15 protein-coding genes are annotated in these 13,174 nt (G+C 73.9%); 9 read left to right on the plus strand and 6 right to left on the minus strand.

The annotated features are described in order from the left end of the window. Positions 1–41: 41 nt before the first annotated feature. Entirely contained in the window at positions 42–416 is a 375-nt protein-coding gene (locus tag Q8W71_RS18005) for a helix-turn-helix domain-containing protein (protein ID WP_305526768.1), read from the minus strand. Between the two features lie 7 nt (positions 417–423). Further along, on the minus strand, positions 424–687 hold the full coding sequence (locus Q8W71_RS18010; protein ID WP_305526769.1) for a cupin domain-containing protein: 264 nt from the start codon (positions 685–687) through the stop codon (positions 424–426). Positions 688–814: 127 nt separating this feature from the next. On the opposite strand from Q8W71_RS18010, the gene Q8W71_RS18015 reads away from it, so the two are divergent. Then, positions 815–2,098 (plus strand): MFS transporter, encoded by a 1,284-nt coding sequence (locus Q8W71_RS18015; RefSeq protein ID WP_305526770.1) that lies wholly within the window; start codon positions 815–817, stop codon positions 2,096–2,098. A gap of 34 nt (positions 2,099–2,132) precedes the next feature. Here Q8W71_RS18015 and Q8W71_RS18020 read toward each other — a convergent pair whose 3' ends face one another. Together Q8W71_RS18020 and Q8W71_RS18025 are read right to left on the minus strand one after the other, a co-directional pair. Continuing rightward, complete coding sequence (locus Q8W71_RS18020) at positions 2,133–3,464, minus strand: HlyC/CorC family transporter (RefSeq protein ID WP_305526771.1); 1,332 nt, start codon at positions 3,462–3,464, stop codon at positions 2,133–2,135. A gap of 60 nt (positions 3,465–3,524) precedes the next feature. Then, the gene (locus Q8W71_RS18025; protein WP_370875452.1) at positions 3,525–5,135 is read right to left on the minus strand and encodes a hypothetical protein; all 1,611 of its coding nucleotides are present in this window, start codon (positions 5,133–5,135) and stop codon (positions 3,525–3,527) included. Between the two features lie 269 nt (positions 5,136–5,404). On the opposite strand from Q8W71_RS18025, the gene Q8W71_RS18030 reads away from it, so the two are divergent. From Q8W71_RS18030 to Q8W71_RS18055, 6 genes are all read left to right on the plus strand, one after another. Continuing rightward, entirely contained in the window at positions 5,405–5,803 is a 399-nt protein-coding gene (locus Q8W71_RS18030; RefSeq protein WP_305526772.1) for a DUF3775 domain-containing protein, read from the plus strand. Between the two features lie 18 nt (positions 5,804–5,821). Beyond that, on the plus strand, positions 5,822–7,093 hold the full coding sequence (locus tag Q8W71_RS18035; protein ID WP_305526773.1) for an App1 family protein: 1,272 nt from the start codon (positions 5,822–5,824) through the stop codon (positions 7,091–7,093). A gap of 166 nt (positions 7,094–7,259) precedes the next feature. Continuing rightward, on the plus strand, positions 7,260–7,517 hold the full coding sequence (locus Q8W71_RS18040) for a hypothetical protein (RefSeq protein WP_305526774.1): 258 nt from the start codon (positions 7,260–7,262) through the stop codon (positions 7,515–7,517). A 99-nt stretch (positions 7,518–7,616) separates the two neighbouring features. Then, positions 7,617–8,783 carry an MFS transporter gene (locus Q8W71_RS18045; protein ID WP_370875453.1) on the plus strand — a complete coding sequence of 389 codons (1,167 nt, stop codon included), beginning with the start codon at positions 7,617–7,619 and terminating at the stop codon, positions 8,781–8,783. 142 nt (positions 8,784–8,925) lie between these two features. Further along, on the plus strand, positions 8,926–11,097 hold the full coding sequence (locus Q8W71_RS18050) for a primosomal protein N' (RefSeq protein ID WP_305526776.1): 2,172 nt from the start codon (positions 8,926–8,928) through the stop codon (positions 11,095–11,097). A gap of 62 nt (positions 11,098–11,159) precedes the next feature. Further along, positions 11,160–11,522 carry a SpoIIAA family protein gene (locus tag Q8W71_RS18055; RefSeq protein WP_305526777.1) on the plus strand — a complete coding sequence of 121 codons (363 nt, stop codon included), beginning with the start codon at positions 11,160–11,162 and terminating at the stop codon, positions 11,520–11,522. Between the two features lie 9 nt (positions 11,523–11,531). On the opposite strand, the gene Q8W71_RS18060 is transcribed toward Q8W71_RS18055, so the two are convergent. Continuing rightward, positions 11,532–11,921 (minus strand): hypothetical protein, encoded by a 390-nt coding sequence (locus Q8W71_RS18060; protein WP_305526778.1) that lies wholly within the window; start codon positions 11,919–11,921, stop codon positions 11,532–11,534. 330 nt (positions 11,922–12,251) lie between these two features. Here Q8W71_RS18060 and Q8W71_RS18065 point away from each other — a divergent pair, with 330 nt between their 5' ends. Beyond that, the gene (locus tag Q8W71_RS18065; RefSeq protein ID WP_305526779.1) at positions 12,252–12,506 is read left to right on the plus strand and encodes a type II toxin-antitoxin system prevent-host-death family antitoxin; all 255 of its coding nucleotides are present in this window, start codon (positions 12,252–12,254) and stop codon (positions 12,504–12,506) included. Beyond that, positions 12,503–12,940: a type II toxin-antitoxin system VapC family toxin gene (locus Q8W71_RS18070; protein ID WP_305526780.1), complete on the plus strand. Its 438-nt coding sequence runs from the start codon at positions 12,503–12,505 to the stop codon at positions 12,938–12,940. Before Q8W71_RS18065 ends, Q8W71_RS18070 begins: the two co-directional genes overlap by 4 nt. Before the next feature lie 17 nt (positions 12,941–12,957). Here the strand turns inward: Q8W71_RS18070 and Q8W71_RS18075 are convergent, their stop codons facing one another. Continuing rightward, positions 12,958–13,164 (minus strand): Trm112 family protein, encoded by a 207-nt coding sequence (locus tag Q8W71_RS18075; protein WP_012317840.1) that lies wholly within the window; start codon positions 13,162–13,164, stop codon positions 12,958–12,960. Positions 13,165–13,174: the final 10 nt, after the last annotated feature.

Consider the following 13,174-nt stretch of genomic DNA (forward strand, 5'->3'; position numbering starts at 1 on the left):
AAGCCCCTGACGGGGGCCAGCCGTCGCGGCGCGCGGGCGGATCATCGATCGGTCCGGCCTGCCCGGCGCCGCCACGCGCGCAGGCTCATCCCGACCTCGTCCGCGAAGCGTCGCGCGAGCGTTCGCCCGGACAGGCCGAGGGCGAGGCCCCAATCCTCAAGGCCCCGCGGGTCGGCGGGATCGGCGTAGACCGCCTCGCACAGGCCGACCAGGGGGCCGCCGCGCGGCCAGGTCAGCGCGCCCGGCAGGGGCTGCGCACGCCGCACCTGGTCGAGGATCAGGGCGGTCACCCGCTCGGTATAGCCGTCGGGATCCGGTTCCCCGGCGACGGCGACCGCTTCCAGGATCAGCGCGCGCAGCAGCGGCGACACGGCGAACACCGTCGGCTGCTCGGCGAGGCCGCGGCCCAGGGACATCGGCGATTCACAGGCTGCGGAACGCGGCGCCGAGCAGCGACCCTACCCGGTGCTGCGCCCCGGTCGGCAGCCAGACCGCCTCCTCCGCCGAGATCGCCAGGGAGCGGCCCTCCTCCGCGACCGTCAGCACCCCGGAGACCGCGTAGACGATCTGGTGCCGGCGGTGGGCGTGCTCCGCGAAGGTGCGCCGCACCGGGATCGGTTGCGCCCGCGCGGTGATCGGGTGCGGCGCCGCCGCGTCGGGCGGCACCGCGAGGGGCTCCCAGGTCATCCCGGTCTCCCGTGTCCGGAGTTCTACATCCTCTGGCGCCTCGTCGAGATACGGACAGCGATCGTTCCGGTATGTCCGAATGGGCCGATCCGCCACACGACACGACCGCCCCCGCCGGAGAGACCCGATGTCCGACGTCGCAGACAGTCCGCCGCCCGCCGCCACAGGCCGCGCCGCCGGGTCCGGTGCCCGTTCCGGGGCCGGCAACGTGGTGCGGCTCGCCGTCGCGCAGGCGCTCGGCGGCGCGAACTCGACCGTGGTGTTCGCCACGGGCGCGGTCGTCGGGGACATGCTCGCGCCGAGCAAGACCCTGGCGACGCTGCCGATCTCGATCTTCGTCGTCGGCATGTCGGCCTGCACCCTGCCCGCCGGCGCCATCGCCCGGCGCCACGGCCGCGGCGCCGCGTTCATGGCCGGCACCGGGTGCGGCGTGCTCGTCGGGCTGCTCTCGGCCTGGGCGATCGTGGCGGCGAACTTCTGGCTGTTCTGCGCGGCGATGGTCTTCGGCGGCGCCTACGCCGCGGTGGTCTTCACGTTCCGCTTCGCCGCGGCCGATTGCGTGCCCGCGGCGCGGCGGCCGCGGGCCCTGTCCGCGGTGATGGCCGGCGGGGTCTTCGGCGGCGTGATCGGCCCGCAGCTCGTCACCCACACGATGAACCTGTGGACGCCCTACCTGTTCGCGGCGAGCTTCCTGGCGCAGGCGGCGGTCGCGACCCTGGCCGCCGCGGTCCTGTCGGGCGTCCGACTGCCCCGGCCCCCGGCGGAGAGCGCCCTGGGCGGACGCCCCCAAGGACGCACGGAGGGGCGCACGGAGGGGTGCTCCGAGGGGCGCCCGATGTCCGAGATCCTGCGCCAGCCGCGCTTCGTCGTCGCCGTGATCTGCGGGGCGGTGTCCTACCTGCTGATGAACTTCGTGATGACCGCCGCCCCGCTGGCGATGCGGCTGTGCGGCCACGCGCAGGAGGACGCCAATCTCGGCCTGCAATGGCACGTCATCGCCATGTACGCCCCGAGCTTCGTCACCGGGCGTCTGATCACCCGCTTCGGTGCCCCGCGGGTGGTGGCGGCCGGCCTCGTCCTGATCGGCGCATCCGCGCTCGTCGGCCTGGGGGGCATCGACGTCGCCCATTTCTGGCTGTCGCTGATCCTGCTCGGCCTCGGCTGGAACTTCGGCTTCGTCGGCGCCTCGGCCCTGGTGCTGGAGTGCCACCGGCCGGAGGAGCGCACGCGCGTGCAGTCGGTCAACGACTTCATCGTGTTCGGCACGGTCGCCCTCGGCTCGTTCTCGTCCGGGGGTCTGCTGACGGGCTACGGCTGGAACACGGTCCTCTGGGTCTCCTTCGTGCCGCTGGCGCTGGCGGTCGCCGCCCTCGCCCTCTCGGGCCGCGCGCGCCGCGCGCCGGGCCTGTGAGGCGACGCGCGTCGGGGGCGGACGACCCGAGCCCTCAGGGACGGCCGCCCGAGGCCTCCGGCGGCGGCCCGGCCGCCTGCGCGACCTGCCCGCCGGCGCCGAGCGGCGTGATCCGCAGCGTGGTGATCCGGTTCTTGGCCTTGCGCACCACGTGGAACCGGAAGCCGTGGAAGTTGAAGGCGGTGCCCTGGTCGGGGATGGTGCGGGCCTCGTGGATGACGAGGCCGGCGATGGTGGTCGCCTCCGCGTCGGGCAGGTTCCAGTCCATCGCCCGGTTGAGGTCGCGGATCGGCACGCCGCCGTCGACGTTGACCGAGCCGTCGCCCTGGGGCCGCACGCCGGAGACCGCCACGTCGTGCTCGTCGGCGATCTCGCCGACGATCTCCTCCAGGATGTCCTCCAGGGTGACGAGGCCCATCACCTCGCCGTACTCGTCCACCACCATCGCGAAGTGGGTCTTCTTCGCGAGGAACGCCTTGAGCTGGGCGCGCAGGGAGGTGGTGCCCGGCACGAACCACGTCTCCAGCGCCAGCGCCTCGACCTTGAGCCCGGACGGGTCGCCGCCCGCCGCGTCGAGCGCCCGCAGCAGGTCCTTGGCGTGGAGGACGCCGACGATGTTCTCCGGCGTGCCCCGCCACAGGGGCATGCGAGTGTAGGGCGAGGCGAGCACGGCGCGGACGATGTCCTCGGAGGATTGATCGGCGTCGATCGCTCGCATCTTGGTGCGGTGGACCATCACCTCGGAGACGGTGAGGTCCGACAGGTCGAGCAGGCCGCCGAGCATGTCGCGCTCGGCCTTGGCCACGCCGCCCTCCCGGTGCAGCAGCGCCACTTGGCCCCGGATCTCCTCGGCGGCGGTGAGGATCGACCGGTGCTCGCCGATGCTGACGCCGAACGGCCGCAGCATCAGCCGCACCACGTGCTCGATGGCGATGGCGAGCGGCCCCAGGATCGCCACCGCGAAAGCGACCGGACGGGCGGTGAGCAGCGCCGCCCGGTCCGGCTTCGAGATGGCGAGCGTCTTCGGCAGCACCTCGGCGAAGACGATCACCAGCACCGACATGCCCACTGTCGCGTAGAGCACGCCGCTCTTGCCGAACAGGGCGGTGAGCACGCTGGTGGTGAAGGCCGAGGCGCCGATGGCCACGATGTTGTAGCCGATCAGCATCGCGCCGATGAAGCGTTCGCGGATGGCGAGGATGCGGTTGACGATGGCCGCGCGCGGGTCGCCCGCCTGCTCCAGCGCGTGCATCCGCGCCCGCGAGGCGGCGGTGAAGGCCGTCTCGGCGCCGGCGAAGAAGGCCGAGAGCAGCAGCGAGATCACCACGATGCTCGCGGCGAACCAGAGGTCGATGTGGCTGTCCATCGGGCGCGTTCGGGGTGCCCCGCGGGGCGGTTCGGGCGCTCATATAGCGCCCGTGGCGTCCTATGGCGCGCTCACCTGACGCACGCTCCACGTACCCCAGTAGACCGGCCGCCCGTAGAGGCTCGACCCGCCGCCGCCGGTCGCCGCCGGGGCGAGCTGGTCGAGCCACGTCAGCATCCCGCCCTTGCCGGCGTAGATCCCCGGCGCGTCGAGGTTGCCGTAGGCGTCGGTCATCCAGAAATGCGCGCTGCGGTCGAACCGCCCGCGTCCGTCGCCGCCCGAGCGCAGGCCGAGATAGGCCGGCGAGCGCCCGGCCTCGACGGGCTCGGCGTAGAGCTTCAGCGCGCCGATGCCGTCGAGGCTGAGGTCGGCGGTGTATTGCAGGCAGATGTCGGCGACGGGACCGCCCGGGGCGTTGGCCGGCCGCTGGCAGGTATAGGACACCGCCCAGCGCTGAAGGCCCTTGGCGCGGGCGACCCGCACCAGGGTGTTGGGCGGCAGCGGGTCCAGCAGCTTGCGGGCGCTCGACCAGACCTTCGGCGCGGCGAGGTCCGTGGCGGTGCGCAGGTAGAGGGCGGTGCGGCGCTTCTCCGGCGGCAGGCCGCAATCCTCGGGCAGCACGTCGGTGTAGAAGTAGTGGTAGGTGCGCTCGACCACGCTGATCGAGCCGGCGAGCCCCTGCGTCTCGAAGGCGGGCGCCGCGCAGGCGCCGGCGACGGGCTTGCCCGCCTCGTCGAGCACGGGGGCGGGGCTCGGTGCCTCGGACCGGCGGCCGCCGGGCTCGAACGGGGTCCATGCGAGGCCGTAGCCCCCCGGTCCGCGCGTGCGGATCTCGAACCGCGCGAAGTCGAGGGTTCGGGCCTCGATCTGCACGCGCCGGCGCTGGGCCGGCACCGCCGGTTCCGGGGCGGTCTCCCGCGCGGCCCGACGACGCCCGCGCCGCGTCCTGCGGGGCTCCCCGGGCGGCTCCTCCCGGGCCTCCGCGCCGCCGGCGGCCTCCTGCCCCAGCAGGAAGACGTAGGCGTAGGCCTCCCCGGCCCAGTCGCGGCCGGCGACGGCGATCGGGTCGCGCGGACCGATGCCCTCGGGCGCGGATGTCGCCGGCTCGGGGTCGCGGCGACCGCGGCGGCGCTCGCGCGCCGCGGGCAGGTCCACCCAGAACCGGTCGGCGCTGGGCGGCAGGGTCGTGGCGAGCTGGTCCGGGCTGCTGCCCGTGCGCAGGGCGCCGCCGTCCCGGGGGTCGGTGGCGCGGCGCGCCGGGCAGGGATCCTCCCGCCGCCGCTCGGCCAGCGGGCTCTGGCCCTGGAACACCGCCTGGAGCGCGCCCGCCGGCTCGCCGCGCGTGAGCCGCAGGATCTGCACCCCGCGCACGAAGGCGCAGGGCGCGGGGGCGATCAGGACGCCCTCGGCCTCCGAGCCGTCCCGGCAGATCTCCAGGGTGCCGCCCCCGGTGCGGTAGCAGGTCGGCGCGCCGCCGGAATAACCCTGTGCCCGGGCCTGCGCGGAGGCGGGTCCGGCGAGTCCCGGCACGATGGCGAGCCCGCCGGCGAGCGCCAGGAGGCCGCCGAGGCGCGAGAGGCCGCCGAGGCGCGAGAGGCTGCGCGGCGCCGGTCGGGGGATCGGAACGGGGCGGGTCGCGCACGTCCCGGCCGGTCGGCGCTCGCCTTCCACTGTATCGGCCGGACCGATCTCCCACGTCGCGGCTGTTCCCGAAGCAAACGCGTCTACTGCCACAGTCGTCCCGGCTCTCACGACGATCGTTCGGCTCTAGCCGAGCCCCGGCCCCTCAGGAAGCGCGAGGACCACGCATGGTTCCGGCGCCGTCTCCGATACGGCCCGCGGCCGAGAACCCGCCGCCCGCTCGTCCGTTGTCGCGGCTGGGATGTCCGCGCCGCGCGCCGGACCTCCGCCAGCGTCGCGCGTCACCAGGAGATCACCGCATGGACCTCGCCGTCGACACCGTCACCGACATCGTCCTGCGCCTGCGGGCCATCGAGGTGAAGGAGGGCAACACCGACCCGGATTCGGGCTCGAACCCGATCGACGACGGGTCCACCGACGTCCTCGTCTCCGGCACCGACGACGCCACCGAGGAGGAGGTGCGCGGCCTGATCCGCGGCCTCGACGACGACGCCCGGGCGGAGCTCCTGGCCCTGCTCTACGTCGGGCGCGGCGACATGGACCCGGCCGAGTGGGGCGAGGCGGTGCGCTTCGCCCGCGAGCGCGAGGCGGCCGGCGAGGGTGCGGTGCGCGAGCTGCTCGGCTCGCCCGACGCGGGCGACCTGCTGGAAGAGGGGCTCGACGCCATGGGCCTGTCCCCAGACCTCCCGCAGGCCTGAGGCCGGCGGACCCGGGGCATGGCCACGCGGCTCGGCAGGGGTGCGCGCAAGGCGCTGCGGGTCGTCACCCGCCCGGTCCGGCGCGCCCAGGGGCGCGGCGGCCTCGTGGTCGAGCCCTATCGCGGCTACGGCTCCTGCGACGAGATCTTCCTGATCGGCCGGGTCTTCCGTCAATCCCCGGACATCCCCGGCGAGGATCCGGACTCGCTGCGCGCGCAGTGGCGCGACGTGCGCCGCCGGATCGCCCGCCGCAAGGTCGCCGACGCCGCCATCACCGCCCGGTTCGGCGGGGCCGAGACCCGGGTCGTCACCGATCGGGACGGCTACTTCCGCGTCCACCTGCGCCCGCAGGCGGTTCCTGCCGGCGACGGCGCTTGGCGCAGCGTCGACCTCCTGCTGGAGGCAGACCCGCCGATCCCCGCCGCGGGCGACGTGTTCATCCCGCCCCCCGACAGCCGCTGCGTGGTGATCAGCGACATCGACGACACGGTGATGCGCACCGGCGTCGCCAACAAGCTGAAGATGCTCTGGCGGCTGTTCGTCGAGGATGCCGCGAGCCGCGTCGCCTTCCCCGGCGTCGCCGCCCTCTACCGGGCGCTGCACGCGGGCGCCGGCGGGGCCGAGGGCAACCCCATGCTCTACGTCTCGCGCGCGCCCTGGGGGCTCTACGAGATGCTCTCGGAGTTCTTCCAGCGCCACGGCATCCCGGCGGGGCCGGTGCTGTTCCTGCGGGAATGGGGTCTGTCCTGGACGCACCCGCTGCCGCGCCGGGCCACCGACCACAAGCGCGCGCTGATCGAGCACATGCTCGGCATCTACCGGGACCTGCCGTTCGTGCTGATCGGCGATAGCGGGCAGCACGACCCGGAGGTCTACGCGCAGATCGTCGCCGCCCATCCCGGCCGGGTGCTGGCGGTCTACATCCGCAACGTCTCGCACGACGCCGCGCGGGTCGAGGAGATCGTTCGGCTCGCGGCCGCCGTCGCGGCGGCAGGGTCCAGCCTCGTGCTCGCCGCCGACAGCGTGGCCATGGCCGACCACGCGGCCGGCATCGGCCTGATCGCGCCCGAGGCCGTGGCGGGCGTGGCCGCCGAGCATGCCGGGAACGAGGCGCCGCCTCGCAGCGAGACGGTGCAGATCGTGCCGGAGCCCGCGGCCCCCGGCGAGGACGCGGCCGCGACGCTGGCCCCGGATGCGCTGGCGGAGGCGCTGGCGGCGGACGCGGCCGTCCCGCCCACCGTGGTCGTCGCGCCGGAGCATCCCGCCGCGCTGCTTCCGCGGGACGCCTGAGCGATCACGGGTCGACCGGGCCGCGGGGCTTCGGCGAACCGTGGCGGAACGATGTATGCCCGCCGGTATGCTGCAATGCAGCATTTCGGAGAACGCGCTTCTCTTCGGCGCCTGGATACCTAGGTTTGCCCGCTCCCACGCCGGTCCTCGCTCGTGGAGCCGCCCTGTGCAAACCTACACCCTCGCCATCGCCGACGGCATCCTGTTCGCCTGCCTGCCCGACGGCGCCGACATCGCCGCCGCGGTCGCCGAGGCGGCCGCCGTGAGTTACGGCTTCGGCCTCTCCCTCGACATCGTCCGCGGCACGACGCTCACCGACGCCGCCGATCCGGACGACGAGGTCGTCTGGCAGGAGACCCCGGACAGCGAGCTGCTCGACGTCGAAGGACGCCCCTACCGCTACGCGGTCCGCCGCCATTCCTGAGTTTCTTGCCTGAGTTTCTTGGACGGTACGGCCGGGTTCGTCGCCGCGGACCGTCCTGCCCATCTCGCCGCGCGCTCGGTCGGTGATAACCTCCGGCCCATGGGGATGGACCGGACTGGCGACGGGCTCTGGCGGGGCGGCCTCGCGCGCGTCCTCGCCCTCTACGCGCTCCTCTACGGGGCCTACGGCGCCCTGTCGCCGATCCTGCCGAGCTTCCTCGCCGCCCGCGGCCTGTCCGCGTCGGAGATCGGGATCCTCCTCGCCGCGGCCGGGGCGCTGCGCATCGTCGCCGGTCCGCTCGCCGGGCGGATCGCCGACCGGAGCGGCGCGGCCCGCACCGTGCTCGCCGGCTCCGCGGCGCTCGCCGGTCTCGCGACCCTCGCGCATCTCCTCGGCCACAGCTTCGCGCCGCTGCTCGCCGCCAGCCTCGCCTACGCGCTCGGCACGGCCGCGCCCGCGCCCGTCGCCGATGCGCTGGCGCTCGCCGCCGCGCGCGGGGGGCAGGCGTTCCAGTACGGATGGGTCCGCGCGGCCGGCTCGGCCGCCTTCATCGCCGCCACCGCCGCCGCGGGTGCGCTGATCGGCGCCGCGGGGCTCGCCGCCGCCGTCGCCGCCTCGGGACTGCTGTTCCTGACGACCGCCGCAGCCGCCCGGACCGTCCCGGCGGAGGCGGCCGGCGGCGGGGATCGGGCGTCCTGGGACGGGGTGCGGGCCCTCGTCGGCTCGGCGCGGTTCCGGCGCACCGTCCTCGCCGCCGCGCTGGTGATCGGCGCGCACGCCCTGCACGACGGCTTCGCGGTTCTGCTGTGGCGCGCCTCGGGGATCGGCCCGGGCGTCGCCGGACTGCTCTGGTCCGGCGCGGTCGCCTCCGAGATCGTCGTGTTCCTCCTCGTCGGGCCGCCGCTGCTGCGCCGGATCGGCCTGCCCGGCGGCGTCGCGCTGGCGGCCGCGGCGGGCGGCCTGCGCTGGTCGGTGCTGGCTCTCACCACGGCGCTTCCCTGGCTCGCCGCCGCCGAGGCGCTCCACGGCCTGAGCTTCGCCCTCCTCCACCTCGCGTGCCTCGGGCTAATCGAGGCCTCGGTGCCCCGCGACCTGCGCGCCACGGCGCTCGCCGTCTACGGGACCTTCGGCCTCGGCCTCGCGGGCGTCCTGGCGACGCTGGCCTCCGGCTGGCTCTACGGCCGGTTCGGGGCCGGCGCCTTCTGGGCGATGGCGGTCCTCAGCCTCGCGGCCTTGCCGCTGGTCCCGGGTCTGCGCACCCGCTGAATCCGTTTCTCGGGCTTCGTTCGGCGACCGCGCGGGCGCGTCGGCCCCTGTGCGCCGCGGTTCCGGAACGGATGCTTTCCCCCGCCGCTATGGTACGGAACCGGAACGCGTTCCCGCTCGTGCCGCACAGCCCCGTCGCCGAATGCCCCACATCGCCGACATCCTGATCCCGCTGGCCCTCGATACCCCCTACAGCTACGTCGTGCCCGCCGGCCTGGACCTGGAAGCGGGCGACGTGGTGCAGGTGCCGCTCGGTCCCCGCGAGACGATCGGCGTGGTCTGGGGCGTCGCCGAGAGCGCCGGCGGCTCGAACCTGCGCCCGGTCACCGGGCGGGTCGGCGTGGCGCCCCTGTCGCGGCCGTTGCGGGAACTCGTCGACTGGATCGCCCGCTACACCCTGGCGCCGAAGGGCTCGGCGCTGGCGATGGTGCTGCGCCTGCCCGACGAGGCCGCCGCCGTCGAGACCGCCCGGGTCGCCGTGCGCATCACCGACAAGCCGCCGACCCGGCCGACCGCCGCCCGGGCCAAGGTGCTGGCGGTGGCCGCCGACCGGGCCCTGCGCGGCAAGAGCGCGCTCGCCAAGGAGGCCGGCGTCTCGCTCTCCGTGGTCGACGGCCTGATCGACGACGGCGCCCTGGAGGCCCTGGCGGTCGAGCCCGAGCCGGTGGCGCCGCGGCCCGATCCGGATCACCCGCGCACGCCGCTCTCGGACGCGCAGGCGGCGGCCGTGATGCAACTCTCCGCTCCCGCCCCCGCGGAGGAGGGAGGGATTCGCCCGGTCCTCCTCGAAGGCGTCACCGGCTCCGGCAAGACCGAGGTCTATTTCGAGGCGGTCGCCGAATGCGTCCGCCGGGGCGAGCAAGCGCTGATCCTGATGCCCGAGATCGCGCTGACCGCCCAGTTCCTCGACCGCTTCGCCGCCCGCTTCGGCGCGCGGCCGGCGGCGTGGCATTCGGGGATCGGCGGCAAGCGCCGGGAGCGGCTGCGCGCGGCGGTGGCGGCGGGCGAGGCGCTGGTGGTGGTCGGCGCCCGCTCGGCCCTGTTCCTGCCCTTCGCGCGCCTCGGGCTGATCGTCGTCGACGAGGAGCACGAGGCCGCCTACAAGCAGGAGGACGGGGTCCACTACCACGCCCGCGACATGGCGGTGGTGCGCGGGCGGCTCGAAGGCTGCGCCGTGGTGCTGGCCTCGGCCACGCCCTCGATCGAGACCCGGGTGAACGCGGCTCGCGGCCGCTACCGGCACGTCGCCCTACCCGAACGCTTCGGCGGCCGGCGCCTGCCCGACATCGCCGCGATCGACATGCGCCGCGACGCCCCCGAGCGCGGACGCTTCCTCAGCCCGCCGCTCGTCAACGCGGTGAAGCACACCCTGGAACGGGGCGAGCAGGCGCTGCTGTTCCTCAACCGCCGGGGCTACGCGCCGCTCACCCTGTGCCGCGCCTGCGGGCACCGCTACCAGTGCCGCAACTGCTCGACCTGGCTGGTGGAGCACCGCTTCCGCCGGGCGCTCGTCTGCCACCAGTGCGGCTACAGCGAGCGCCGGCCCGAGGCGTGCACCGCCTGCGGCACCTTCGACAACCTGACCGCCTGCGGCCCCGGCGTCGAGCGCATCGCCGAGGAGGCGGTCGAGCTGTTTCCGGACAAGCGGATCATCGTCCTGTCGAGCGACTTCCCCGGCGGGGCCGAGCGCCTGCGCCAGGAGCTGGAGGCGGTGGCGGCCGGCGAATGCGACCTCGTGGTCGGCACGCAGCTCGTGGCCAAGGGGCACAACTTCCCCGGGCTCACCCTGGTCGGCGTGCTCGACGCCGACATCGGCCTCACCTCGGGCGACCCGCGCGCGGCCGAGCGCACCTTCCAGCTCCTCCAGCAGGTCACCGGCCGCGCCGGGCGCGGCGAGAGGCCCGGCCGGGCGCTGGTGCAGACCTACCAGCCCGAGCACCCGGTGATCGCCGCCCTGCTCTCGGGGGACGCCGAACGGTTCTACGCGGAGGAGATCGCCGCCCGCGAGGCGGCGGGACTGCCGCCGTTCGGCCGCCTCGCCGCGCTGATCGTCTCGGCGGCCGAGCGCGAGGCTGCGGAGGCGCACGGGCAGGCGCTGGCCCGGGCCGCCGACCCGCCCCCGGGGGTGATGGTGCTCGGTCCGGCCGAGGCGCCGCTGGCGCTGGTGCGCGGCCGCTACCGCTTCCGCCTGCTGGTGAAGACCGAGCGCAACGTCGACCTCCAGGCCTACCTGCGGGCGTGGCTCGCCCGCGGCCCGAAGCCCCGCGGCAACCTCCGGGTCGCGATCGATGTCGACCCGCAGAGCTTTTTGTAAGAAGAGTCGGTCCCGAGGATCGCGGGCTCGGGGCCCGGGCGGATCCAGCGAGGAGCGATTCAGTGCTGACCTACACCAAGGCGCCGGACTCGAACGTGGCCGAGATCGTGGTCGACGGAAAGATCTCCGACGAGGAGATGAACGCGGCGATCACCGCGATGAAGGCCGACCTCGACAAGGGCGGCAAGCTGAAGCTCCTGGAGGACATCCGCGCCTTCCAGGGGATGGAGCCGGCGGCGTTCTTCAAGGACCCGCGCTTCGGCATCTCGATGATGAAGGGCGTGAGCCACGTGGCGCTCGTGACCGACGCGCCGTGGCTGCGGATGATGGCCGAGACCTTCGCCTTCGTCTCGCCCTACCAGATCAAGTGCTTCGAGCGCACCCGCCTCGACGAGGCGCGGAGCTGGCTCGCGGCGGCGAACTGACCGCCGGTCTCACTCGGCCTGGGCGGTGCGGGTGTCGCCGCGCCGCGCCGTCCAGCGGCCCGCGCACAGGGACGACACCGCCCAGGTGCCGGAGCCGCTGCCGCCGGTGAGCCGGCCCGAGCCGGACCCGCTCGCCATCCCGTTCGAGACCGTGAGGCCTACGGTGCCGTCCGGCGAGACGCGGCCGCTGACCCGGGCGCCGCCGGTGGCCGAGACCGCCCGCACCTGACCCTCGCGGATCGCCACCGCGTAGCTGTAACGGGCGTTGCACATCCCGCTCTCGGTCACGAGCTCCACCGACCATGTGCCGTTATGGGCATCCGGCGCGGCGGCGGCCGGGCAGGCGGCGGTCAGGGACAAGCCGGCGACGAGCGCCAGAGCGGAAACGAACGTCCTCATCGTCGAAATATCTCAGCGGTGGGTCTTCGTCGCGTCGCCGCGGGTGCGACGCTCCGGACCGATATGGTCAATGGTGAATGACCCACCGATGAACGGCGGAGGCAGCGAGAATATGACCTCGCCGACGAAAGGGAGATATTTTGGGGCTTCGCATGATATTCTGCAATGGCCGAGCTTATTCGGTGACCGTTCCCCGGTTGTCATCACGGGGATATTGCGCGAGCAGCCAAGAGTTGGGCCGCGGATATGGCACGACGCCGGGCTTGCGCGTGTTGCTCGCAGCTCACGGGCCGACTAACGTCGTGACAGCACGATACGGGGCCGATCCGCATGCCCGTTACGACTCTGTCCAGCCGCGACTTCCGACAGAATGCCAACCGGGCTCAGAAGGCGGCGGAGAACGGTCCCGTCTTCATCACCGAGCGCGGCGAGCCGACCCAGGTCCTCCTGAACATCGAAGAATACCGACGGCTCACGAGCGGGCGGCGCAATCTCGCCGCGGCGCTGTCCATGCCCGGGCTCACCGAGGTACCGCTGGAACATTCGGAGCTGCGCGGCCTCCCGCGAACCCCTGACCTGTCGTGACCTTCCTGCTCGATACGAATGTCGTATCCGAACTGCGCAAGGTCGGCGACGGGCGGGCGGATGCCAACGTCGTGCGCTGGATATCCGGGTCCGACGCGGCGGCCTTCCAGGTGTCGGCGATCACTCTGATGGAACTGGAGCTCGGCGTCCGGTTGGCAGAGCGGCGCGATCCCGCGCAAGGCGCACGCCTGCGCGCTTGGCTGGAAGCGCGCGTCATGCCGGAATTCGCGGGTCGTGTCTTGCCCGTCGATACGGCCGTGGCCCTGCGTTGCGCCGGGCTGCACGTGCCCGATCCACGGCCCGAGCGGGATGCCTTCATCGCGGCGACCGCTCTCGTGCACGGGATGGTCGTCGTCACCCGCAACATTGCGGATTTCAGGCCCACCGGCGTGCAGGTCATCGATTCGTGGTCGGAAGGCGATGCGTCGGCGTAGCGCCGCGCGCCGCCCGCTCAGTCGATCAGCGGCCGCGCCTCCTCCGGCAGCATGATCGGGATGCCGTCGCGGATCGGATAGGCGAGCTTGGCCGAGCGGCTGATCAGCTCCTGCCGGGCGGAATCGTATTCCAGCGTGCCCTTGGTCAGCGGGCAGACCAGGATCTCCAGGAGCTTCGGATCGACGCGGGTCGCCTCGACGGGCACGGTGAGGTCGTTGGACATGCTCTCTCTC

The sequence above is a fragment of the Methylobacterium amylolyticum genome (assembly GCF_030700245.1).
Lineage (GTDB): Bacteria > Pseudomonadota > Alphaproteobacteria > Rhizobiales > Beijerinckiaceae > Methylobacterium.